This window comes from Sediminibacterium ginsengisoli, from assembly GCF_900167075.1.
Classification (GTDB): Bacteria; Bacteroidota; Bacteroidia; order Chitinophagales; family Chitinophagaceae; genus Sediminibacterium; species Sediminibacterium ginsengisoli.
Genome location: NZ_FUWH01000007.1, coordinates 111836 through 136066, shown reverse-complemented (window position 1 = coordinate 136066; position 24231 = coordinate 111836). Strand labels below are relative to the sequence as shown.

Below are 24231 nucleotides of genomic sequence, written 5' to 3'. Positions count from 1 at the left end.
GGGTTAAACGAAAATGAAAGAATAGGATTAGATCACTTACATTCTTATGCCTGTAAAAAAGAAGCTATTGCTGTGGAGCTTCTTACACCGCAGGTAACACATGCGTATGAAGGTCAACGCGTGCGGTGGAACTACTTACTCATATGGTATTACACATGTTTTGCCTAAAAGAAAACAGGCCGGGTAATCACCCGGCCTGTTCTTTATAAATGTTTTTTGATCAATGTTACCAGGTCTGGTTCTGACGGCCTTGGTGCATCACCTGCAATGATCTTACCATCTTTCCCGATCAGGATATAACGCGGAATGGTAGTGATTTTATTCGCTTTGACAAAACTGTTGGTATCGGCATTTTCAAGAAGAAAAGAAGCCGGGTACGAATGCAGTTCTTCTTCCGCAGCAGCACGTAACCAGTCTTTTTTGTTCTGATCGATAGAAATATAGGCAAACACGATCTGCTTATTGCTGAACTGTGCCTGGATTTTTTTTGAAGCAGGCATTTCCGAACGGCAGGGTGCGCACCAGCTGGCCCAGAAATCGAGCAGGATCAGTTTCCCTTTATTAGCTTCAAAAAAAGCGCTGAGCGTAGTTGAGCTGCCATTTGTTATTGCCATTTCTCCTGTTCCCGCCGGCCTTACTGGTTTAAGAATGGATACAGCTTTGTCACGTATGATGTTACGATAACCGTTATCTTTTACGTGCTGGTTAAAATCTGCTACTGACTTCTGAACATTATTGAATTTGGGTGATAAGACCCGGAACAGGCAAGTCGCCAGTAAAAAGTCGCGCATGGTACCTGAGAACCTGGTTTGGGCAAATGCATATTTCCTTGCAAAATCATTTGTATCGGTAATATCCAGCGGAACCACCTGGTCAAAATGAATGCTGAGCGATTGCATAGCGGCATGGAGGTAAAAGATATTCGGCGCATAACCAATCTTTTCGAGCGAAGCGATACATTCATTCACGTAACTTTCAAACAACTTGTCACGCTTCAGCAGTTCGATGTTATTCCGGTAAAGCAGCAAAAGATCCTTAACTGCCGTACATTGTACAACCTGAATGGCAATTTTATAAAACGACTGACTGATTGAATGCTGCATCCGGAAGGATTCAATAAAATCAAGCCTGCTTTTTTCTTTACGTTTAATGGTCTGTATAAAAAGCTGAACAGAATCCGCAGTACGCACTTTCTTCTGGTAAAATTCAGGCCTGCCGCCATCATAGATCTTACCGGTCTGTGCTACCATGTCCTTAAAAAGTAACAGTTCATTACTGCGGACAGGGTCATCTTTCACAGAGAAAACAGCCCTGTTCTCCTTATCTTTTTCAACATACAATTTTTCGCCCGGATATACATAATAAGGGATCTGGTCCTGGTTGGCATGCAGTAACAGAACCGGGGAGGTGAGGGCAAGTCTGGTCTGCCCTTTATGGAGAACCACAGGCCTGCCCATTGCAACAGAGTCATGGTAATAAAAATAGAAATTTTCATCGGCATGGTTTGTAATCGTTGTCAGCTGCATCTCCTGCGCTTCCGGGCGAAATTGCAATAACAGCAATACAAGTAATAGGGCGGCTATACGTTTCATTTGTTCTACATTTTGTAATTAAGTTCTACAATTGTAGAATAAATAATCCGATTTGCCAAGAAAAACAACTTTTGGAAAGTTCTGAAACTTTCCAAAAGTTTATTTTTAACATTACCTCCTGAAATCGTCTGCCTGTTCCAGTAATTCCATCGATTTCATAACAGGATCCCATTCAGCTCCTGAAAAAATCAAGCGGAACCATTTCCTGTACCTGTTGCTGTAACGGATATTAATGAAGAGCCAGATGGCTGCTGCTGAAAAAAGAAGTGTGATGGGAACCTGGACGCTATAAAATAACAGGCTGTTCCTGCTGATCATATCCTGTGTGATGTAAAAGGTAGTCCATACCGGCAACTGCAGAAAAAGCAACCGCGTGATCCATAAGGTTGAAGACCTGAGGCGGGCCAGTTTTTCCTGTGTCTGCAGAACCGATGCACTGATATCTGTCTTGTAGATAAGAACAAGCTGATAGAGATACACGCCAATGGCAATCTTGGTAAGGATCACCTGGATCAGCGCAGAGATGATGAAATACCAGGATGCATACGTGTAGCTGGTGATGATGATCACATCCACAAATCCCACCCAGGCAATACCTGTAACCAGTGCAAACAGTTTTACTGGTTTCATGGATGAGAGCAGCGATTGCACTTTTAGCTGCGCAATATCTGCTGCCTGCTGCTGGTTGAATACCAGGTTTTGCAGTAAGCGTGCATCATAGGTTTTCCATAACTGCATAAGCTCTTTGTCTTCCATATTATCTGTCTTTAACGATGGCGAAATTTTGTTTCAGTTGCTGTTTGATCCGCCCTATTCTGGTTGCGACATTGGTCTCGGAAATGCCCATAATGGATGCCATTTCTTTATGGCTTTTCTCCTCGAGATAAAGCAGCATCAATGCCTTGTCGAATTCTCTTAAGTCTGCAATGAACTGTTGCAGCAGATCAAGATCATTTTGTTCCGGACCGGTGCCGGCTAACGGTGTTTCATATAATATACCTGCCGGCAGATCCGACACGATCTTTTTATGGTGCGACTGCTTCCTGTAGAAAGAGATGGCAGTATTTAAAGAAACCCGGTATATCCAGGTTGAATATTTATACTGGTCATTATACCTGTGCAAAGACCGCCAGAGTTGCACAATGATCTCCTGTACAAGGTCTTTCCTGTCTTCCGGGTCGGAGCAGTACGAATGAGCTATCTTGTAGATAATGCCCTTGTGAGCTTCTACCACGCTGAGAAATAGGTCGGAAGAGATCATGTCTGGCAATTGTTTATATATTATTCGCAGCAACAGCACAGAAATCACAGCCTTCGGGATTTTTTTTGATAATAACCTCATTTTTCCGAAGCTGTAATTCATAGTATCCGGGATTTAAAATACTCAATATCATTGGATAATGTATTATCCGGAAGCTGTAACAGCCTGCAGGCTTCCGCTGTAATAAAGACTGCACAATAAAAAAGGTACGGATTCGTTTTATAGTACAACCCAATGCTTACTAACCCATCCCTATAAACCCCGGCATCAGGCCGGGGTTTTGTTTGATCCTCGTCCGTTCGCAGTTTTTAAAAAATTACGTTAGTTTCATGTTTCGTTATCGTGGCGACAGTAAATCTTATTTATTATCATGATCAATCATAAAAAACCGGAGCTCAGAACCGTTCGGGTTACCCGCTACCAGGCGCCATTGCGCGAGGGTGGTTCTTTGCCCGCTATCGCAGAAGCCGACGATGGATTCCTTTATGTGCTGAAATTCAGGGGAGCGGGCCAGGGCGTCAAGGCATTGATCGCAGAACTGATCGGAGGGGAGATTGCCAGAGCTGCGGGACTGAAAATACCTGAGATCGTTTTTGCAGAACTGGATGAGGCTTTCGGTCGTACCGAGCCCGACGAAGAAATACAGGATCTGCTGAAAGCAAGCACAGGTCTGAACCTCGCGCTCCATTATCTTTCAGGATCCATCACATACGATCCTGCAGTTACTACTATAGAGCCTTTACTGGCATCGAAGATTGTCTGGCTCGATTGTCTGCTTACGAATGTAGACCGCACGGCACGCAACACCAATATGCTGATGTGGCACCGCGAACTCTGGCTGATCGATCATGGTGCTTCGCTGTACTTTCACCATTCCTGGAATAACTGGGAAGCGCAATCCGTAAAACCGTTTGTACAGGTAAAAGATCATGTACTGCTGCCACAGGCCAGTGAACTCGAAACAGCAGATCTGCTGATGCGTCAGCTCATTACAGAAGAATTGCTGCACGATATCGTGGCATTGATCCCGGAGAACTGGCTGCTGTCCGATACCGGTGGCGAAACTGCTGAAGAGCGCAGGAGCGTTTATTTCCAATTCCTGGCCAACAGGCTCAGGTCATCTGCAACATTTGTAAAAGAAGCACAGGATGCAAGAAGAGCGCTTATATGAATATGCCGTACTGCGTGTTGTGCCAAGGGTAGAACGCGAAGAGTTCGTGAACGTAGGCGTTGTGTTGTATTGCAGACAACTCAGGTTACTGAAGGCAGAAATACTGCTCAGCGAAGAAAAACTGCGTATGTTATATGAACATACAGATATTGAGCAAGTCAGAAAATACCTCGATGCTTTTGCAGCGATCTGCGCCGGTGATCCTTCCGGCGGACCTATTGCCGCACTGGATATTGCTTCCCGTTTCCGCTGGCTGACTGCCACACGAAGTACCATCCTGCAGACCTCAAAAGTGCATCCCGGCCTTTGTAAAGATCCTGAAAATGCACTGGCCCGGCTTTTTGCGCAACAGGTCTCGGGTTAAGCCAATATGAAGTTTTCGGTGCGGTGCAACGAATGGTTTAAACAGCCGGTCAGTCGCTCAAAAATCATTCATATGTTACGCTATTTCGCCATTATGCTTATCAGCTGCTGTTTTCTTGCCTGCCAAAAAGAACAGGAAGAAAAACTGCCTGCACCTGTTCAGGAACTGATCCGCTCTGCCGGAACCGAGTGCACCTGTCTTCCCTACATCAATAAATACCGGTGGAAAGGAAACATCGTTTATGTACTGGCTTACAAAGGGCCTGCCTGTGACTGGGCGCCTGCCTTTTACAATAGCAAAGGCGAAAACCACATCCTTCCGGCACCCGATAACTTCATTGATTTTTACAATGAAGCAGTGCTGATCGAAACCGTATGGGAATGTAATCCCGGCAAGAAATGACAAAAAATAAGCGCCGGCGATCATCGCCGGCGCTGCATAAAACTATTGGATTATAAATACGGACGGTGTCAGATCCGGTCATGTGTATGATCTGCTTTTTCTTCTTCCATCGCGTCCTGAGCATCAGGATTCAGTTCCTTGCGATCTTTCATATTCTTACGTGTAAGAAAAAATAACAGGGCAAGGGCCAGGACAATCACAACAACGATAATTCCGATATTCATGACTCGGTGTATGAGTTTAACTAAAGGTACTGCAAAATCCAATCCTCCGATATTATCAATTTGTAACCAGCCTTGCTACACATGAAGCTCTTCCTTTTTATCGGAATGAAAATTCAGCAGGAAATTGAAAAGGCTCACTTCAGTTGGCACCTGCAGTTTTTTCCGTAAACGATACCGGCTGAGTTCCGCACTTTTGATCGTGATGTTCATGATCTGCGCAATTTCCTTGGTGGAAAGATTGAGCCTTAAATAAGCACACAGTTTCAGCTCACTGGGCGTAAGGTTCGGGAAATGCTTCTTCAGCGATACAAAGAAATCACTGTGTACTTTGTCGAAGTGAACGATGAACTGATCCCAGTCTTTCTTGATCTTTTCCTCTTCCAGCATCCGTATGATCTTTTTATAATCTTCAGGCGCTTTTTCTTTTTCGGCAGACTTATTGATCTTCACAAACTCTTCCTTGATCTTGGTGAGTACTTCTCCTTTTTGTACCAGGTTCATGAACGATGATGCCAGTTCGGTATTCTTATGTTCTATTTCCGATTCCAGTTTTTCATTCCTTAGGCGGATGATCTCATTCTCGTTATGTTCCATTTCCAGCTGGTGCAGGTACTGGAGCCGCTTCTGTTCTTCTTCGTGCCTTTGTTGTTGCAGCGCGAATTTCTTTGCCTGGTTTTTGTAGAGCAGGTAAATGATGAACAAGCCTGCCAGGAGGTAAAAACATTGCGCCCACCACGACTGGTACCAGGGTGCCAGGATCACAAAACGATAGGTCGTTACAGCGGATTCTTCTCCGCCATGCTTTCTCGCTTTAATGAGAAATGTATAGGAGCCCGGAGGCAGGTTGGTATAGTCTTTTTCGTTTTTGGACGACCATTCAGACCAGCCTGTTTCAAAACCTTTCAGCTGGTATGCATATTCGAGATTGGCCTGTTGTCCGTAAACGGGAGATGCATATTCAAAATGCAGCGAATTCAGGGCATAGCTGATCCGTGCCGGCTCATTGTTCACACTGTCGGAAACTGTTTTGCCAAGGTTATTGTAACCCCCGTAGATAAGACTGTCGCCTTTGTTGATCACTTTAACAGACCGCAGTAACACCGGAATCACTTCCTGCCGGCTTTTATATGCAGCATAATTCACGAGGTAAAAACCTTCTTCGCCCGCCACAAAAACATTGTTGTCGTCATAAGGATATATAAATTCGAAACCGTTACCTACGATCTTGTCGTTCAGTTCTGTAATATTGGTCAGCTGTGGTTTCGTTCCGGAAAAATCGGCCACGCCCAGTTTCTTGCCTGTTATGAACCAGATATTTCCATGATCATCTTCCTTCAGATATTGGATCTTTTGCTGACCGAACAGGTCTGTAAAGAAAGCTGAACGTTCAAAATCACCGGCTTTCGGATTGTATTCAAAAATGCCTTTATCCGTTGTTAGTACCACACGGTTCTTGATCTTGAATAAATGATTCCTGTTGGATGAAAGAATGCCTTTATGGTCTTTATACACTTCATAATTCGGCTTGCCATTGTTGAAGTTGATGCGGTACACTCCTTTGTACGGATGCGATACCCAGATTGTGTTATTATCGATGGCTACATACCGCGCCGATTCGAAATGAGAGTGAATATCATGGTTCACAAATTTTCCGTTCTCATAATGGTAAAAATTAATGCCATTATAAGTGCCTGTTACCATCACGGGCGATGGCTGGATATCGTACAAGGGCATAAAGGTCCAGAAGCCGGAAGTCTTGTCTAAAGAAACCGCTGTATTGTTTTTGATCAGGTAAGCGCCATCGGTATGCCCCATCAGCAATTGCCCGTTTACTTCCGCGAGGTTCCAGACCTGGCCCTGGCTGTGCGGGATCAGGGTAAATCTGCTTTTGGAAAGACTGATGTCCTTACCGCCTGTCAGGGGCGCTTTGTACAAACCATTGGATGTGCCGATATACAGATCGTTTTTATATACCAGTGACACATAACCTGCACTGTGTTCCTGGTCGTCCGGAAAAATATGTTTGATGGCATTGTTATAAGCAATAAAATCAATCCCGTTATCAAGCCCCAGCCAGAGGTTATGGTTCCGGTCGAGGAGAATGCTCTGGATGTTGTTGTTCTGAAGTCCGTCCTGCTTAGACAACCGCTGCACCAGTATGCCCTTCAGGTTGATGATGAAACAACCGCCAAGGCTTGTTGCAAGTGCAATATGATCGGTGTCGATAACAGTAGCTGCCACAATATTTTTTGCAGCTGCCAGCTGAATATCCGGTGAACGGAAGGGGGCAACCGTATTTCCTGTCAGCAGGTAGAGGCCATGTTTGTTGGTAACCACCAGCGTGCTGTCGTTATTCAGCACAACCATAGCAGTTACCCAGGCATCGGCGGGCAGCACCTGAAAACCCGGAGCAGGATACCAGGCACCATTCCTGAACGTTACATAACCTTTGCTGTAATCATGCGCGATGATCTCGCCTTTATTGCAACCGATGAAATTCCAGTCGATGCTGGTGTATACAGAGATCTTGCCGCTGTTCAGATGAAAGATCCTCCGGTTCGATCTGAAAAAAAGCTGGTCGCGGCAAACAACAATATCCCATACATCTGCAAACCCTTTTTCATTATCCGGTATAAGATTGTTCAGTGAAGTATATACGAGGTTGCCATTCTTGCCGGGAGAAAAATAACCGATTTCATTCTGTGCGCCAACATAAATACGGTCGTCTTTAGTAACGGCAATGGACCGGATGATGGTTTCATTGGGAAGCTTGTATTTTTTCCAGTATGTCCCGTCGAACACCAGCAGGCCTTCGTTGTTGGCAAAGTAAAGAATGCCGCGGGAGTCCTGCTTAACATCCCAGTTCTGGGTACCGGCCTTATAAAGATTTTTGGGATAGTTGATGATATCCGGAAGAGCAATCGTGTTCTGAGCACACATTACTGAACTATACAGAAGTGTTACCACAAGCAGGATGGTTCTCATAGGCAAGCATTATAGAATCTAAGATATGAAGAAAAAATGATGTGGTAATGATGTGGTGTTTTGAAAGAAAATAAATACAAAAAACAGTTGTATGATGTGGTAATGATGGGGGAACTTTTTAATTCCCGAAGAAACCCGCAGGTATTTTCGTTGAAACAATCAAGCTCATGCAAAAAAAGTTTTCAACTGCTGTTTTTAACGGCCGGAATGCCTTCCTGCTGTTCTTTTTTTTCCTTTGTTTGAATCATAGTGTTGTTGCGCAAGGCTTTCTGAAAGCAAACGGGCAGCAGATCACCGATGGGAAAGGGAACAATATTTTGTTGAGAGGGATCGGCCTGGGTGGCTGGATGCTCCAGGAAGGGTATATGTTGCGCGTGAACGGGCATGGTCCGCAGCATTCCATCCGCCAGCGTATCGAAGCGCTGATCGGCAAAACGAAGACCGCGGCTTTTTATGATGCCTGGCTGGCAAATCATACCACCCGTGCCGATATCGACTCGCTCCGGGCCTGGGGATTCAATTCCGTGAGGTTGCCCATGCATTATAACCTGTATACATTGCCCGTTGAACAGGAGCCTGTGGCCGGAAAACAGACCTGGCTGACAAAAGGTTTTGCTATGACAGACAGCCTGCTGCAATGGTGTAAAGCCAATAAAATGTACCTCATACTGGACCTTCATGCCGCGCCGGGCGGACAGGGAAACGACCTGAATATTGCAGACCGTGATACAACCTATCCAAATCTCTGGCAATCGGAAGCCAACCGGCAGAAGACCATTGCATTATGGGAAAAGCTGGCCGAACGCTATAAAGATGAACCCTGGATTGGTGGTTATGATATATTGAATGAACCCAATTACGGCTTTACGGATCCGGCAGGCGACCGAAACGGTATCCGTGAACCACTTAACCAGCCATTGAAGGAACTGATGATGGCTATCACAACGGCTATCCGGAAAATAGATCAGAAGCATATCATTATTATTGAGGGGAATGGCTGGGGTAATAACTATAGAGGTATCCTGCCGCCCTGGGACAAAAACATGGTACTCAGCTTTCACCGTTACTGGAACTTCAATGATAAGGCATCTATCGGTTCTATTCTTGAAGCCAGGGAAAAATACAATGTACCGGTATGGCTGGGAGAAACCGGGGAGAATTCCAATGTATGGTTTACACAGGCGATCAACCTGCTGGAAACAAATAATATAGGTTGGGCATGGTGGCCCCTGAAAAAGCTTGGAAATAATAACCCGTTGGAAATCAAATCCAATCCCGCTTATGAGCGAGTGCTTCGTTACTGGAATAACAACGGGCCGAAGCCTTCGGCAGAAGAAGCGGCCGAAGGATTGACGGAGCTGGCCGCATCGCTTCAGAACAGTAAGAATATCATTCATTATGATGTGCTGGATGCCATGTTCAGGCAGCCTTTTTCAACAGCAACAAAGCCGTTCAGGTTACATCAGGTAAAATCCGGCACCGTGATCGCAGCGGTTGATTATGATCTAGGACGAAACGGCTATGCATACGCTGATCAGGATACAGCTGATTACCATGTATCAACAGGCCAGCGAGGGGCCGGCAATCGCGGCCGTATGTACAGGAATGACGGTGTTGATATCAGCAGGGATTCGGCAACCGGCGATTTTTATATCAGTCATACACAACCAGGTGAATGGGTGCAGTATACTATAGAGGTAACAGAACCCGGTACTTACCAGCTGGAATTCAGCATTGCAGCAAAGGAAGCAGGGAGCCTTATTCTTTCCGTGAACGGTTCAAACTCCCGGTCCCTGGCTCTGCCTGCAGGAGAGACGGGCAGATGGCATCCGGCAGAACTGAAAAACGTACAACTGAACCGCGGAAAACAGGTTATAAAAGTACAGGTGGAACAGGGTGGTTTCCTGCTTAAAAACATTCGTTTTTTAAAAAGTGTATAATTGACACATCATGATGTGGTATTGATGGGCTTTTTTACAGTGTTTTCAACAGCTGAAGGGGCTTATGATGTGGTAATGATGTGGTAAAAAAACGACAAACCGCTTTCATATAGGATATTTTTAAGGATCTAAATCAAACGCTGCCATATGAAATGTAAATTTCTACTCTGTTGTGCACTCCTATTGTTACAGGGGCTATTTACCGCTGTAACAGCACAAAACATTCCGGTTACCGGAAAAGTAACATCAAAAAAGACCGGAGAGCCGCTTGCTGGCGCTACGGTATCCGTAAAGGGAACCTCAGCCGCCACGCTGACGGATGAAAACGGAAAATTCGGCATCAATGCAAAATCTGGTGCAACCTTACTGATCACTTACCAGGGCATGATAGATGCGGAAAAGACCATCTCGGGTGCCGGTACTGTAAACATCCAGTTGGAGGAGAACAACACCGCCACGCTTTCGGATGTAGTAGTGATCGGTTATGGTACCCAGAAAAAAAGCGTGGTGACGGGAGCTATCTCGAGCGTAAAAGCTGCCGACATCGAAAACCAGCAGATCAACCGGATAGAGCAGGCCTTGCAGGGCCGTACTTCCGGTGTTACCATTGCTTCCACATCCGGATCTCCGGGTGCTGCGGCTACGGTTCGCGTGAGAGGCGTTACCTCTATTAACGCCAACAATCCTTTATGGGTAATTGATGGTGTGATCGTTGACAACGGCGGTATCGGGTATCTGAATACCAATGATATCGAGTCGATAGAAGTACTGAAAGATGCCGCTTCTGCTGCCATTTACGGAACCAGGGGCGCCGCTGGTGTTATCCTGGTAACCACCAAAAAAGGAAAAGCAGGTACCATGCGTGTGAACTACAATGGTTATTATGGTACACAGGCACCTGCCAAACGCCTCGATCTGCTCGATGCCACCCAGTATGCAACATTGAGGAACGAAGCTGCCGTGAATGGCGGCGGTGCTCCCATTTTTACCAATCCTTCTTCTTTCGGAAAAGGAACTGACTGGCAATCGGTGATCTTCAATGAAAGCGCGCCGATCCAGAACCACGAAGTGAGCCTGAGCGGCGGTGGTGAAAAATCGACCTATTATGCATCTTTCGGTTATTTCAGTCAGACCGGTATTGTTGCCAGCGATATTTCGAACTGGAAACGGTACAGCCTCAGGCTGAACTCCACCCATAAGATCGGTAATTATATTACGTTCGCACAGAACCTCGGCTTTGCACGTACGCGCAACCAGGGTATCAGTACGAATACCGAATTTGGTGGCCCGCTGAGTTCTGCCATCAACCTGGATCCGATCACTCCGGTGGTGATCACTGATCCTGCCATCGCGAATGCAGCGCCTTATTCAACTCAACCTGTGGTTCGTGATGACCTCGGCAGACCTTATGGTATTTCCCAGTACGTACAACAGGAGATGACCAACCCGGCAGCTTTCATGCGTACACAGCGCGGTAACTTCTCATCTGCAGATGATATCGTAGGTAATGCCTACGTAGAAGTGGAACCGATCAAAGGCCTGAAGATCCGGTCTACACTTGGTGCCAAACTTTCTTACTGGGGCGGCGACAGCTACAGACCCGTTTACTACCTGAACGCGGCACAGCAAAGCACCAATAACCAGTTCACACGTAACAGCAACCAGCTGTTCAACTGGAATATAGAGAATACCATTTCATATACAAAGTCTATCGACAAACATAATTTCACCATACTTGCAGCACAGGGTGCTTACCGTGAGAATTTCACCAGTGGTCTTTCCGTTACCAAATCCAATCTGCCTGTAACCACATTTGAAGATGCTTCCATGAACTTCAACGTGGCAACGGCCAATGTAACGGCAAGTGCTTCGGAAGGTACCGTACATGCGATCTCATCGTTGTTCGGCCGTCTGAACTATAACTTCGATGAAAAATACCTGGTATCTGCAATTGTTCGCCGTGATGGTTCTTCAAGATTCGGTGCCAACCATCAATATGGTATATTCCCGTCAGGATCGATCGGTTGGGTACCTACACGTGAAGAATTCTGGCGTCCGAACAATATCCTGAATACACTGAAAGTAAGAGCTTCCTACGGTGTGAATGGTAGTGATGAGATCGGTAATTTCGGATATGTATCTACAATAGGCGGCGGACGTAACTATCCGTTCGGTGTAGATAACCTGCAAACAGGTTACAGCCCCAACGCCCCTTCCAACCCCGATCTGAAATGGGAACAGACCAGTCAGCTCGACCTGGGTTTTGATGCGGTACTGTTCAGGAACCTGACCTTATCGTTCGACTGGTATTATAAAAAGACAACCGGCATCCTCCGTTCGGTAACGCTGCCCGGTTATGTAGGTTCTACCGGCAGTCCGGTGGCCAATATCGCAGACATGAACAATAAAGGTGTCGAGATCGAACTGGGTTACCGGAAAGAAATCGGTAAACTGAACTTCGATGTAAGAGGTAATGTAGGCTTTGTTAAAAATGAAGTGACTTACCTGGGTGATAATATTGCCTTTATCGGAACAGGTGCCAATTTCCAGAACAGTGATTTCGATCTGCAGCGTACATCTGTTGGTCTGCCTTATAACTACTTCTTCGGTTTCCGTACAGCAGGTATTTTCCAGAACCAGAAACAGATCGATGATTATGTGGGCGGCCCGTCCAATACCAAGATTCAGCCGAATGCAAAACCAGGCGATTTCCGCTGGGTGGATGCGAATAACGATGGCCGAATCAACGGAGATGACCGTGTAATGCTCGGCAACGCTATTCCTACCATGACCTATGGTATTACGCTGAACATGAACTACAAGAATTTCGATTTCTTACTGTTCGGACAGGGCGTTTCAGGAAATAAGATTTACCAGGGATTGCGCAGGCTGGATATCCCATCAGCCAACTGGCAGACAAAAGCACTTAACCGCTGGACAGGTGAGAATACCAGCAACAGCTTCCCCCGTCTCAGCACAAATGATGCGAACAGGAACTTTGCTTATCCGTCAGATTTCACCCTGGAGAGCGGTGCTTATTTCCGCATTAAAACACTGCAGGTGGGTTATACACTGCCACGTTCCATCACTTCAAAAGCAGGTATACAGCGCGTAAGGTTTTATCTCAGCAGCAACAACCTGCTGACGATCACCAAATACACAGGTTATGATCCGGAAGTGGGCGGTGCCCAGGATGTATTCGGATCAGACAATGGTGTGTATCCGCAATCCCGTTCTTTCCTGTTTGGGGTGAACATTGGTTTTTAATCTTAAAAAATGAAAAAAATGAAAAACAGAAATACCAGTTATGCCGCACTGCTTGCCGTTGTGCTTACGATGGCAGGTTCATGCAAGAAGGATTTCCTCGATGTGGATCCCGGTGCTACCATTATGGAAACAAATTATTACAAGAACCCGCAGGAAGCTTTTGCAGGACTTGTTGCAGCGTATGATCCGTTAGGCGTTGAAACCGTGAATACCTATCACAATTTCGGAGCGCTGAATGCTGCATCGGATGATACTTATGCAGGCGGTGGTGGTCCGGCAGATATGAATACCTGGCAGGTATGGGAGAAATATACGCTGGATGAATTAACAGGCCCGCAGGGCGATTTCTGGAACCGTAACTACAACGGTGTGGCAAGGGCCAATGTGATCCTTTCCAGGCTGGGTAATATTCCGGGACTGGATGATGCCACAAAGAAAAGATATATAGCGGAAGCCAAGTTCCTGCGCGGTTATTTCTATTTTGATCTCGTGCGCATTTTCAAGAATGTGCCGCTGTTCACTGCACCACTCACCACATCAGAGATCTATGGCGTGCTGCAGGCAAAACCTGAAGATGTATATGCACAGGTGGAAAAGGATCTGAACGAAGCAATTCCCGATCTGCCTACAACTGTTCCCAAAGCTACAGAAGGTGGCCGTGCAACCAAAGGCGCTGCGAAAGCGCTGCTCGGAAAAGTATATCTGTATGAGAAAAAATGGGCACAGGCTGCAGCGCAGTTTGCAGATGTGAACGGAACACCAGGCGGAACAAGTACGCTGGGTTACAAGCTTCTCACCAACTTCGGCGATATTTTCAGGCCGGATAATAAATACAATACAGAGTCCATCTTCGAGATCGTGCGTACATCTGTAGCCAACTCAGGCTGGGGCAACTGGGGATCATTTGAAGGAAACGTGGCAGTGACCATGTTTGGCCCGAGAGGCTATTCAGGTCCTACCTATGTTTCCGGCTGGAGCTTCAATCCCATCACGCCGCAGCTGAATGCTGCCATGGCAGGAGATCCGCGTAAGCCATTCACTATTGCCAATATAGATAGTATTGTAAATGCAGCACCGGGGCGTGCTTATGAGAAAGGTTATAACAATACAGGTCTGTTCATCGAAAAATATGCACCTAAAACACAATGGCGCAGTACAGGCGGTGGTGCGGCAGAACTGAACTGGCCGAATAACTACATCGAGATCCGTCTTTCCGATACTTACCTGATGGAAGCGGAAGCACTGGTACAATCCAATACCAACCTCACCCGTGCGGCAGACCTTCTGAATGCGGTACGTGCGAGAGTAGGTCTCGGACCGATTACAGCCACACTTGATAATATCTACAACGAAAGAAGGCTGGAACTCGCAACAGAAGGGCACCGCTGGTACGATCTTGTACGTACCGGAAGAGCGCCTGCTGTACTGGGATTCAGAGGATTTGTGGCAGGCAAACATGAAATTCTGCCCATTCCCCAGCGTGAACTGAATAATACCAAACTGGTACAGAATCCAGGTTATAAATGATCTCGTGTTTTGATTGGGTTTAATCAGCAAGCAACGTAAACCGGGGGTTTAAAAATGAGTAACAGCTGCCGGAAGGCGGCTGTTACTACATTATGAACAGCCTAATATCCAATAACTATGAAATCGAATTATATTTTATGTTCCCTCTTGCTTTTATCAGCAACGATGGCCTCCTGTCAGAAAAAAAACAACCGTGATATTTCCAATCCACCCGTATCGCCGCCGGTAACAACGCCTTTAAAAACCGATGTGGCTTTCTGGCTGACACAGGGAGATGGCTCGGTACAATTTCAGCAGCAGCGCGTAAGCCTGCTTTTTTCTTCCGAAACCAACAGTAATACTACCATCACGGTAGATACCACGCAAACTTACCAGCAGATAGACGGTTTCGGCTATACGCTTACAGGTGGAAGTGCCACACATATCAATTCATTGCCGGCTGCAGAACAGGATGCTTTGCTGAAAGAACTATTTCTCACTGACAGTACGCATATCGGTGTAAGCTATCTCCGTATCAGCATCGGCGCATCCGATCTGAGCGCATCTCCTTTTACCTATAACGATCTTGCACCCGGGGAAACCGATATGACCCTGCAGCGTTTTTCGATCGATAAGGAGCGCGAAGACCTGATACCCGTGCTTAAAAAAATCGTTGCACTGTTCCCGGATATCAAAATACTCGGTTCGCCCTGGTCGGCACCTGTCTGGATGAAAAGCAATAACAGCTTTGTTGGCGGAAGCCTGCTGCCTGCTTATTACAGTGTGTACGCACAGTATTTTGTGAAATATATCAAAGCAATGAAAGCTGAAGGCATCACAATAGATGCCATTACACCACAGAATGAACCCCTGCATGGCGGCAATAATCCAAGTATGGTGATGCAGGCAACGGAACAGGCAGACTTTATTAAAAATCACCTGGGACCAGCTTTCCGTAATAATAACATCAGCACAAAGATCATCGTGTATGATCACAATGCAGACAGGCCTGATTATCCACTGACAATCCTGGCTGATCCGGATGCCAGGCAATATGTGGATGGCTCGGCTTTTCATCTGTATGGCGGCCAGATCAGCGCATTATCGCAGGTACATCTTGCATATCCGGATAAAAATGTTTATTTCACAGAACAATGGGTAGGTGGTCCGGGTAACTTCGGGGGCGACCTGCAATGGCATGTGGAGAACCTGATCATCGGGGCAACCCGGAACTGGAGCCGTAATGTACTGGAATGGAATCTTGCTGCAGACCAGGCGTATAAACCCTATACGAATGGCGGCTGTAACACCTGTCTTGGTGCACTTACCATTGGCGGCGGTGTTAAAAGGAATGTGTCTTATTATATCATCGCACATGCGTCCAAATTTGTGCGGCCGGGATCTGTTCGTGTGGCTTCTGATCAGACAGGTAACCTGCTGACCGTGGCTTTCCGGAATCCCGAAGGAAAAAAAGTACTGATCGTTTTAAATAAAGGAAATGCGCCCGCTGTATTCAATATCGGTTTTAAGAACAGGTATGTTACCACTTCCCTCAATAACGGGTCTGTGGGAACCTATGTATGGTAAATCAGTTAAAAAGCTGCCGCATGAGGATCAGTAAAGCCGTATACGTTCTTGCTGCACTTTGTGCACTTGCTTTTTTATGGATAAGATGCACCGACAGCGCCGGTGCCGTTTCCCGCGATCCGCGGGGAAGCATGTATGCCGGAGATGCAGCCTGCCGTAACTGTCATAAGAATATTTATGACAGTTACCTGCAGACAGCACATTACAACACATCTTATCAATACAGCCGGGATACTGCGGGAAATATTCATAATCGTTTACAGGCAAGTATTCCGGATCAGGATTCACTTGCCGTGAACCCTTTCCGGCTGGGGCAGCATTTGTGGATCCGTATTGAAAAAAGGGACAGCATCCTGGTGCAGGCCGGTTATCAGGATAACCGTGAACTGGGTGCACATCCCTTCGATATGGCTTTTGGTTCAGGCGAAAAAGCTACTACTTACGCATACTGGAAAGGCAGGAAATTATACCAGCTGCCACTCTCGCATTTTACTGAAATCCAGAACTGGGCCAACAGCCCTGGTTTCCCGGCAGACAGGATCAATTTCGAACGGCAGATCATTGCGCGTTGTTTTGAATGCCATAGTTCCTATATCAATAAAGAACTCACACCGGGCGGCGGACTTACGGTTAACGAAGACCTGAACCGACAGACAATCATTTATGGCATCGATTGTGAACGTTGTCATGGCCCCGCTGCGGAACATGTTAATTATCATACTGCAAATCCGGCGGAAAAGAAACCGCAACGTATTGCCGTTACAAAAATGCTGTCCAGGAATCAGCAACTGGATGCATGCGCGGTTTGTCATTCTGGTAATGATAAAGCCACCCAGAAAAGCACTTTCTCATTTAAGCCAGGCGATACACTTTCTAATTTTTACTTTCCTGAATATGCGAGGTCGGTGAATACCGAACCTGATGTGCATGGCAACCAATTGCAGTTGCTCGCGCAGAGTAAATGCTTTATAAAAAGCGAAGTGCTTACCTGTAACAGTTGCCATAATGTGCACAATGGACGGCAGACAATAGCTGCTGCTTCTGTGAAATGTATGAGCTGCCACAGTGCGCCTGAAAAAGTTCATAAAACAGTTACAGCCCAAAATCTGCAGCTCACCAACTGCATCGATTGCCATATGCCCATGGAAGCATCGAGGAAAATCAGTTTCCGGGAAGCCGGGAATGAAAAGTTATCGGCTTATTATTTAAGGAGCCACCGGATCGGCATTTATCCGGCTGCACAAAAACCAAAATAGCTCCCTTTCTTACCGCAAACTATTGTTATTCCGGGCTTTATTACAGGCACAGTTTTTTTATTTATACCTGTAAAATGAAGCTATGATAACGAATCTTCCAGAAGCGGTGCAGCAAAGACTTGCTTTACCCGCATTAGAAAAAGTAGACCCCAACCGGCAGGATGTATCCGTTGAAACAGGACAGGTGGTAGATTCACATGCCCAGGCAGCTGTTACAGCTATGCTTACAGGTATTTTCAAGCTGACCAGAACTGCAGAAGGTGCAGCATTACTGATTAATGAGCCGGCACAGGGGGATAAAGTCTCTGTTGTTTTCGGAGATAAAGCCGACGAAGTGGTTCAGAAAGTAGCCGCCACCGGAACTGCAGGTGCCGAGAGAACCCGTGACCTGATGAACCGGATCTGGGATGCAGTTACAGCGATCATCCGTGAAAACACCGAACAGCCTGTTACGCCCGAATCGGTAGTAACGATGATGAGCAACGAACGGCATAATATCCTGGTATATCTCCCGGCAACCCTGCAGATGGGCGAATTGCTGGAAGATACCACGCTGGACGACCGCACCAATAAAATGGAAGGTCCGGTATCAGGTCTCATGCATAAGATCGAAAATATTTTCTCAGGCAAGGAATAATTTATCAAACGAAGAAATCATCACTTATGGAAAAGAATCTTCACAGCGCCGAAGCGGTAGCTAAATATAAATCGCTGGTAAGCGCAATAGGAACCTGTATGTTCACTACTTCCGGCGAATCGGGTCACCACGCTTCAAGACCCATGGCCATTGTGGATGTGGACGATGATGCCAATACCTGGTTTTTTACCAGTCTCAATTCAGAAAAGATCAAAGACATCCGTAATGATCAGGATGTTGCCATGATCTTCGCGCATCCCGGAAAAGAAATTTATGTGGATGTAAAAGGAAGGGCAGCGATCATCACTGACAGGGCTACCATGGAAAGCAAATGGAATCCGATTGTAAAAGTATGGTTCCCGGAAGGAGTGGACAGCCCGGATATCTGTTTGTTAAAAGTAAAAACAGACGAAGCGCATTACTGGGACAGTGACAGCAGCAAGATGATGCAGGCATTTAAAATGCTCGCATCCGTGGTAACCGGCCAGAACCTTGTAAAAGGCGTACACGGCGATCTGAATTTATAGCACACATAGGTTTTTATAACGAAAAGAGCAGGCTTGCCTGCTCTTTTTATTTCTTCTTGGTGATATTGCCGATGATAATAATGATCAGTACAACTACTCCGAAAACGGCAAGAATGCCAGTCCACATACCAGCTTTGAATATTCCTTCAATAGCGGCACATCCGCTGAGTGTAAATAAGAGGATTGATAGTAATGTAAATGCCAGGTTCTTTTTCATATTCGTCTTTTTAGCTGTTAAATAATATATAACAATAATTAAAAAGACGGGCCAGGGGAGGAATGACCATGCTTACAGGAAGGAATCGATGTCGGCCAGTTTTACGGGTTTCTCGAGTACTTTGATGACCGAGTCGTTCACTTCTGCTTCATGCGCAGATTTGAAGGCACTCATGAGTGTGATCTTCATGGCCGGGTTTACGGCAAGCAGCTGATCAACAATTTTCCAGCCCATGCCGTCGGGCAGGTTATTATCGAGGAGGAGGACATCAGGAGACAGCTGTGTTGCTTTTGCAATGCCCTCTTTCAATGTATGGGCAAGCGACACATCATAATTTTTTCTGGTGAGATGCACTTTCAGCAGCAGGCACAAATCCAATTCGTCATCGATGATCAAAACTCTTTTCATTTCTAAAAATAATTTTCAAAATCATACCATACGGTGTACTGGGATGATGTAGACAATATTCCTCAGAATGATTTTTCTCCTTGTTTTTATTACAGGTACGATTATTTCGATACCAGAAAGTATAAATGTAGTTACAAAAAATTAAAATTCATTTATTATGACAAATCAAGGAAAATTAATTCTGGGCCTGCTGGGCGCCGCTGCGGCTGGTGTGGCGATAGGGATGCTGATTGCACCAGACAAGGGTAGTGAATTAAGGAAAAAGATCAGCGATACGGCCTGTGACCTGGCTTCCAAAGCAACCGACATGATCGCTTCAGGAAAAAGTAAACTGGAAGACGTAGCGCAAACTGCTGTAAAACAGGCTGAAGGCCTTTACAATGATGTAACGAAAAGGGGTGACAAAGTTAAAGAGGCAGTATCCTGATTTTCCCGCAAAAGCATTGGAAAGGGGTGGTTGAATCTTTCATGGATCCGGCCACCCGTTTCTTAAATAAAATGACCATTATGGAAAAGGAAAAAAGTGAAGAAAAAGATCTGCTTACACTGGCAGGGGAATATGCAGAAAATTATTACAAGCTGACTGTTGTCAATATCAACAAAAAAACAGCAGATATCAGTGCAGGGGTATCTTTCGCTTTTTTTCTCGCACTGCTTACCTTTTTTATTTGTATGTTCCTCGGCATTGCCGCTGCATACTGGATAGGTGAGCGGATCAACAGCCTCAGTGGTGGTTTTGCCATTATCGGCGGATTTTATATTCTGCTGATCCTGTTGCTGGTTGTACTCAGGAAAAAACTTTTCTACCCTTTTGTTAAGAACATCGTAGTAAAAAATATTTATGACTAAGATTTCTACATACCAGGATCTTCTGAACGAACAGGCACGTCTCGAGTCTTCGCTGGCCGTAACAAAAACAGAGATTACAAAAGAAATAGCTGAATGGAAAGAAAAACTCAAGCCGGTAGGAAATGTGCTGAACACGGTAGGTAAAATGACAAACAGGGATACAAGCAACCCACTGGCCAACCTTGGCATTGACCTGGGCGTTAATTTCCTGCTGAAGAAGGTATTACTCCGTAATGCGGGCTGGATCACCCGTTTACTGGGCCCGCTGCTGGTAAGAAATTACCTTACACATGAAGTGAATAAACCTAAAAATATTTTCGGTAAAGCCGTAGACTGGATCAAAAAAAAGATCTGATCCACTTTAACGGTTGAAAGAAAAAACAGCAGCATGTTCGTGTTGCTGTTTTTTTATGAGTGCGGCAATGATATCGGCCGCCAGGTAGCTGAATGTAATGCCGTTTCCCCCGAACCCCAGTGCGAAATAGGTTCTTGGTCTTTCAGGAATACTTCCGATATACGGCAGACCGTCTTTGGTACTGCAGAATGTACCTGCCCAGGCATAATCCGTTTTAAAAGGAATGCCGGGGAACATCCTGGCGAAAATAAGTTCAAGCCTTTTCCGTTTCATTTTAATGGCTTTGTTACGCCTGTCTGCATTGTAAAAATCATCATCCCTGCCACCGATCAGGATACGGTTATCGGGCGTAGTGCGCAGGTAAGTATAGGGCACAGCCGTTTCCCAGATCAATGCGTTGCGATGCCAGAGGTACTGCTTTTCTACAGGCTCACTTACCAGCGCATATGTGCTATGGTTCTTCTGGATCTTTCTGGGGACATATTTTTCCGATTCATACCCGCATGCGATCACAAGATAGCTGCATTCCACGCGGGCATTGTCTTCGGTAATAAGTGTTACTCCTTTTTTATGATGTTGCAAGGTGGTTACTGTAGTATTGTCGAAAACCTCTGCTCCCATTTCCCTGCATAGCCTGATCAGTTCGTGTGTGAAATAATAAGCATCCATTTCGGCGCCATCGGCAGAAAGAATACCTGCGGGTGCTTCAAAACCGAACTGTTTCTTCACATCACCGGCATCGAGCCATTCCACGGAAGAGATCCGGTGTTTCTGCCGGAGTTCAAGTTCCTTCCGCAGATCCGGAACATGTTTGCGGTAACTCGCAAACTGGAAACTTTCGCGGTAGCTGAAACCGGCGTTATCGTTCATGCTGTTGGCCAGTTTACCCAATCCTTCAATGGCTTCAATGCATAAACGGTAGCTGGTGAGCGCATTTTCAAGTCCGACCTTTGCTGCCAGTTCATGAAGCGGTGTGTCGATCTCATATTGCAGTAATGAGGTACTGGCCGCAGTACTGCCCATAGCTACATGTCTTTTATCCAGCATGATCACACTGTAACCTGCCTGGCAGAGCCGGTAAGCTGCAAGCGCCCCGCTGATGCCGCAGCCGATAACGGCAATATCAGCTCGTGTATTCCGCTGCAAAGAAGGATAATGATGTAAAATGCCGCTTTTTAAGAGCCAGTAGGGACTTCCGCTTCTCAGGTCCATGATCCGGTGCTTGGGTTGGTAATATGAATGACTGTTTATATGCTTGATTGCTCTGTGTTATCAGGCCTTTCCTTTGATCCTGCCGGACTGATCTCTATGCTTTCTGTTTTAACAATATATACCGCCTGCTGGTTAGGCCTGATGCCTTTTCCTACCTGGTTGCTGTACACTTTGGTGAATTCAGCGCCGAGGTATAATATGATAGATGTATAATAGACCCAGACGAGTATCACTATAACTGATGCGGCAGTGCCATAAGTGATGCCCAGCTTGGAATTGCCGATATAGAAACCGATCAGGAATTTGCCGATGATAAAAAGAAAAGATGTGAATGCAGCGCCTGTTCTGCTGTCTTTCCACGAGATCTTTGCATCCGGAAGCACCTTAAAAACGATGGTAAACAATGCCGTGATCACAATAAAGATGATCACGATATTCAGTACATAGAACAGTTTGACCGATGCGTTGCTGAATTGAACCTGCAGTCTGTCGTGCATCACATCCATCAGTGAATTAATGATGAGCGATACCAGCAGGATAAAACCGATACTTACCACCAGCGAAAAAGAGATCAGGCGGTTGAAGATGAATTTAAGAATGCCTTTACGAGGTTTGGCCCTGATGCTCCAGATATAATTAATGGAACTCTGGATCTCGGTAAACACACCCGTGGCACCGATAATGAGGATTGCGAAACCGATAATGGTTCCTATTGTACCGCCCTGCCTTACCTGTACATTTGCAATGATATCCTGGATCTGCTTGGCTGCAGCTGAACCGATAAGACTGTTGATCTGAAAATAAACCCTGCCCTGCACAGCTTCCTGGCCGAAAAAAAGCCCTGCCAGCGATATCACAATAATGAGCACCGGCGCCAGTGAAAAAATGGTATAATAAGATAATGACGCACTCAGCTTCATGCATTCATCTTCACTAAACGCTTGTATCGATTTCTTCAGAATGGTGAAAAAACTGCCTATTTTTTTCATGGTTATGACAGATAAATTCCTATTCCACAAACCGGCACTACATATTGGGGAATAAGTTCCCCAGACCCTTTAAATCCTTTACCCGACAATATTTGGTACGCTTATTTCTACTATTTCTATAAAATGATTTTTATGAGAAGCATACTTTATATAATCGCTGTAATACTGGTAATCGGCTGGCTTATCGGATATGTGGGTTATAGTTCTTCCGGATTGATCCATGCGCTCCTGGTGCTGGCTGTTATTTCCTTACTGCTTGGTCTGATCAGGCGGGCTGACTGACGATAATTATATTTTTAAATACACGGTCACTTTTATTGGTACAAGGACTGCAGTTTCCACTGCGGTCCTTTTTTTATGATGTTGCCTGATAGGGTAAAGACATAAAAAAGCCACGGAATTTCCGTGGCTGATTAAAAAGGGGGACGGTTGTTATTTTTCTGACCTGGGCTTTTTCTCCATTTTCTCAACTTCTGTCATGAATTTACTGATATTCTCATCTGCATAAGGACCATATGCATCGATCAGTGTGCCTTTGGCGCCGTCTGAAGTTTCTATGGCATACAGGATGGAGTTATCCTGAGGGTCGCTTTGCCCTTCAAACCGGAAAAAGTTTACTACACTCACTTCTGCGGGTGAATACAGCTTTTCCGTCTTGAGCGATTTCAGCTTGCCGTCTGCAACCGTAAAATCTTCAGTGTAACCGTCGGTAACCATTTTATTCACACACTCTACCAGTGTTTTAAGATAAGGGATGGCTATTGCTTTCATAATGTTGTTGCTTTTAGGAATGAATATTCATTTACTGATGTTAATATTCTTTGAATTGAAAGAATCACTTAGTTATCAGGATAAATTTCCGTGCCATCGGAGAAAGATTGCGGATGCGTAAAAAGAGAGCTTTTTTTCTACAGATTTCGGCACATTGCGGCAGTTCAGGCACAGTATTTTATAGATGGATGATGAGTTTACCCGAAACTCTTTTTAAAACAAAAAAACTAAGGACATGAAAAAGATCTTATTAAGCATGGTACTGGGAGGATTTGTATTTTTTGCCGGTGCACAAACCACTACCAACTCTTATTCTTACAAAACCGCTTTGGGTGTTAAAGTATGGGATGGTGCTGGTATCAGTCTGAAACATTTTGTACAGGGCAACAACGCTCTCGAAGCTGTTGGTTTCTTCTGGAGAGATGGATTCAGACTTACAGGATTGTACGAGATACACGGAAATATCAACGGTGCTCCGGGCTTGAAATGGTATATCGGTCCTGGTGCTCACCTGGGCATTTATAACCCTCCTGGCCCGAACAACAGTACTACAGTCGGTGGTATCGATGGTGTTCTTGGTCTCGATTACAAGATCAACGGCGCGCCGATCAACTTCTCGCTCGACTGGCAGCCTTCCTTTGAATTCGGAGATAACAGGGGCTTTGTTGGCAGCTGGGGTGGTTTCGGCGTGAGATATACATTCTGATAACC

Annotated in this window: 25 protein-coding genes; 15 read left to right on the top strand and 10 right to left on the bottom strand. The window is 45.6% G+C overall.

Features of this window, described 5'->3' with window-relative positions:
* Positions 1-203 precede the first annotated feature (203 nt).
* From B5D42_RS12660 to B5D42_RS12650, 3 genes are all read right to left on the bottom strand, one after another.
* A complete protein-coding gene (locus B5D42_RS12660; RefSeq protein ID WP_078831885.1) occupies positions 204-1592 on the bottom strand; it encodes a TlpA family protein disulfide reductase in 1389 nt (462 codons plus the stop codon).
* Positions 1593-1703: 111 nt separating this feature from the next.
* The gene (locus B5D42_RS12655; protein ID WP_078831884.1) at positions 1704-2348 is read right to left on the bottom strand and encodes a hypothetical protein; all 645 of its coding nucleotides are present in this window, start codon (positions 2346-2348) and stop codon (positions 1704-1706) included.
* 1 nt (position 2349) lies between these two features.
* Positions 2350-2853 carry an RNA polymerase sigma factor gene (locus B5D42_RS12650; RefSeq protein WP_078831883.1) on the bottom strand — a complete coding sequence of 168 codons (504 nt, stop codon included), beginning with the start codon at positions 2851-2853 and terminating at the stop codon, positions 2350-2352.
* A gap of 370 nt (positions 2854-3223) precedes the next feature.
* On the opposite strand from B5D42_RS12650, the gene B5D42_RS12645 reads away from it, so the two are divergent.
* From B5D42_RS12645 to B5D42_RS12635, 3 genes are all read left to right on the top strand, one after another.
* A complete protein-coding gene (locus B5D42_RS12645; protein WP_078831882.1) occupies positions 3224-4024 on the top strand; it encodes a HipA family kinase in 801 nt (266 codons plus the stop codon).
* Positions 4002-4388, top strand: a complete 387-nt coding sequence (locus tag B5D42_RS12640; protein WP_078831881.1) for a DUF3037 domain-containing protein — start codon at positions 4002-4004, stop codon at positions 4386-4388. Before B5D42_RS12645 ends, B5D42_RS12640 begins: the two co-directional genes overlap by 23 nt.
* A gap of 72 nt (positions 4389-4460) precedes the next feature.
* Positions 4461-4790 carry a hypothetical protein gene (locus tag B5D42_RS12635; RefSeq protein ID WP_078831880.1) on the top strand — a complete coding sequence of 110 codons (330 nt, stop codon included), beginning with the start codon at positions 4461-4463 and terminating at the stop codon, positions 4788-4790.
* A 68-nt stretch (positions 4791-4858) separates the two neighbouring features.
* Here B5D42_RS12635 and B5D42_RS17905 read toward each other — a convergent pair whose 3' ends face one another.
* Both B5D42_RS17905 and B5D42_RS12630 read right to left on the bottom strand, forming a co-directional pair.
* Positions 4859-5014, bottom strand: coding sequence for a hypothetical protein (locus B5D42_RS17905; protein ID WP_176113002.1), 156 nt, complete (start codon positions 5012-5014; stop codon positions 4859-4861).
* A gap of 75 nt (positions 5015-5089) precedes the next feature.
* Positions 5090-7999 (bottom strand): ligand-binding sensor domain-containing protein, encoded by a 2910-nt coding sequence (locus tag B5D42_RS12630; RefSeq protein ID WP_078831879.1) that lies wholly within the window; start codon positions 7997-7999, stop codon positions 5090-5092.
* 167 nt (positions 8000-8166) lie between these two features.
* Between B5D42_RS12630 and B5D42_RS12625 the strand changes: the two genes are divergently transcribed.
* The 7 genes from B5D42_RS12625 (at position 8167) to B5D42_RS12595 (ending at position 18719) form a co-directional block, all read left to right on the top strand.
* The gene (locus tag B5D42_RS12625) at positions 8167-9939 is read left to right on the top strand and encodes a cellulase family glycosylhydrolase (protein ID WP_078831878.1); all 1773 of its coding nucleotides are present in this window, start codon (positions 8167-8169) and stop codon (positions 9937-9939) included.
* A 147-nt stretch (positions 9940-10086) separates the two neighbouring features.
* Positions 10087-13206: a SusC/RagA family TonB-linked outer membrane protein gene (locus B5D42_RS12620; protein WP_078831877.1), complete on the top strand. Its 3120-nt coding sequence runs from the start codon at positions 10087-10089 to the stop codon at positions 13204-13206.
* 18 nt (positions 13207-13224) lie between these two features.
* Positions 13225-14733, top strand: coding sequence for a RagB/SusD family nutrient uptake outer membrane protein (locus tag B5D42_RS12615; protein ID WP_078831943.1), 1509 nt, complete (start codon positions 13225-13227; stop codon positions 14731-14733).
* A 165-nt stretch (positions 14734-14898) separates the two neighbouring features.
* Complete coding sequence (locus B5D42_RS12610; RefSeq protein ID WP_245825669.1) at positions 14899-16299, top strand: glycoside hydrolase family 30 protein; 1401 nt, start codon at positions 14899-14901, stop codon at positions 16297-16299.
* Positions 16300-16319: 20 nt separating this feature from the next.
* Entirely contained in the window at positions 16320-17555 is a 1236-nt protein-coding gene (locus tag B5D42_RS12605; protein WP_176113001.1) for a multiheme c-type cytochrome, read from the top strand.
* An 82-nt stretch (positions 17556-17637) separates the two neighbouring features.
* Positions 17638-18192, top strand: coding sequence for a hypothetical protein (locus B5D42_RS12600; protein ID WP_078831874.1), 555 nt, complete (start codon positions 17638-17640; stop codon positions 18190-18192).
* 26 nt (positions 18193-18218) lie between these two features.
* On the top strand, positions 18219-18719 hold the full coding sequence (locus B5D42_RS12595; RefSeq protein ID WP_078831873.1) for a pyridoxamine 5'-phosphate oxidase family protein: 501 nt from the start codon (positions 18219-18221) through the stop codon (positions 18717-18719).
* Positions 18720-18765: 46 nt separating this feature from the next.
* Here the strand turns inward: B5D42_RS12595 and B5D42_RS12590 are convergent, their stop codons facing one another.
* Positions 18766-18936: a phosphatidate cytidylyltransferase gene (locus B5D42_RS12590; protein ID WP_139367144.1), complete on the bottom strand. Its 171-nt coding sequence runs from the start codon at positions 18934-18936 to the stop codon at positions 18766-18768.
* 72 nt (positions 18937-19008) lie between these two features.
* Complete coding sequence (locus tag B5D42_RS12585) at positions 19009-19344, bottom strand: response regulator (protein WP_078831872.1); 336 nt, start codon at positions 19342-19344, stop codon at positions 19009-19011.
* Positions 19345-19501: 157 nt separating this feature from the next.
* On the opposite strand from B5D42_RS12585, the gene B5D42_RS12580 reads away from it, so the two are divergent.
* From B5D42_RS12580 to B5D42_RS12570, 3 genes are all read left to right on the top strand, one after another.
* Entirely contained in the window at positions 19502-19771 is a 270-nt protein-coding gene (locus B5D42_RS12580) for a YtxH domain-containing protein (protein ID WP_078831871.1), read from the top strand.
* A gap of 80 nt (positions 19772-19851) precedes the next feature.
* A complete protein-coding gene (locus B5D42_RS12575; RefSeq protein WP_139367143.1) occupies positions 19852-20193 on the top strand; it encodes a hypothetical protein in 342 nt (113 codons plus the stop codon).
* Positions 20186-20548 (top strand): hypothetical protein, encoded by a 363-nt coding sequence (locus tag B5D42_RS12570; RefSeq protein ID WP_078831869.1) that lies wholly within the window; start codon positions 20186-20188, stop codon positions 20546-20548. Before B5D42_RS12575 ends, B5D42_RS12570 begins: the two co-directional genes overlap by 8 nt.
* 6 nt (positions 20549-20554) lie before the next feature.
* Here the strand turns inward: B5D42_RS12570 and B5D42_RS12565 are convergent, their stop codons facing one another.
* Together B5D42_RS12565 and B5D42_RS12560 are read right to left on the bottom strand one after the other, a co-directional pair.
* Positions 20555-21760 (bottom strand): NAD(P)/FAD-dependent oxidoreductase, encoded by a 1206-nt coding sequence (locus B5D42_RS12565; RefSeq protein ID WP_078831868.1) that lies wholly within the window; start codon positions 21758-21760, stop codon positions 20555-20557.
* A gap of 35 nt (positions 21761-21795) precedes the next feature.
* On the bottom strand, positions 21796-22749 hold the full coding sequence (locus tag B5D42_RS12560) for a YihY/virulence factor BrkB family protein (RefSeq protein ID WP_078831867.1): 954 nt from the start codon (positions 22747-22749) through the stop codon (positions 21796-21798).
* 132 nt (positions 22750-22881) lie between these two features.
* Between B5D42_RS12560 and B5D42_RS12555 the strand changes: the two genes are divergently transcribed.
* Positions 22882-23031: a lmo0937 family membrane protein gene (locus B5D42_RS12555; RefSeq protein ID WP_139367142.1), complete on the top strand. Its 150-nt coding sequence runs from the start codon at positions 22882-22884 to the stop codon at positions 23029-23031.
* A gap of 150 nt (positions 23032-23181) precedes the next feature.
* Here B5D42_RS12555 and B5D42_RS12550 read toward each other — a convergent pair whose 3' ends face one another.
* Complete coding sequence (locus tag B5D42_RS12550) at positions 23182-23520, bottom strand: hypothetical protein (RefSeq protein ID WP_078831866.1); 339 nt, start codon at positions 23518-23520, stop codon at positions 23182-23184.
* A 235-nt stretch (positions 23521-23755) separates the two neighbouring features.
* On the opposite strand from B5D42_RS12550, the gene B5D42_RS12545 reads away from it, so the two are divergent.
* Positions 23756-24226 (top strand): hypothetical protein, encoded by a 471-nt coding sequence (locus B5D42_RS12545; RefSeq protein ID WP_078831865.1) that lies wholly within the window; start codon positions 23756-23758, stop codon positions 24224-24226.
* Positions 24227-24231 lie beyond the last annotated feature (5 nt).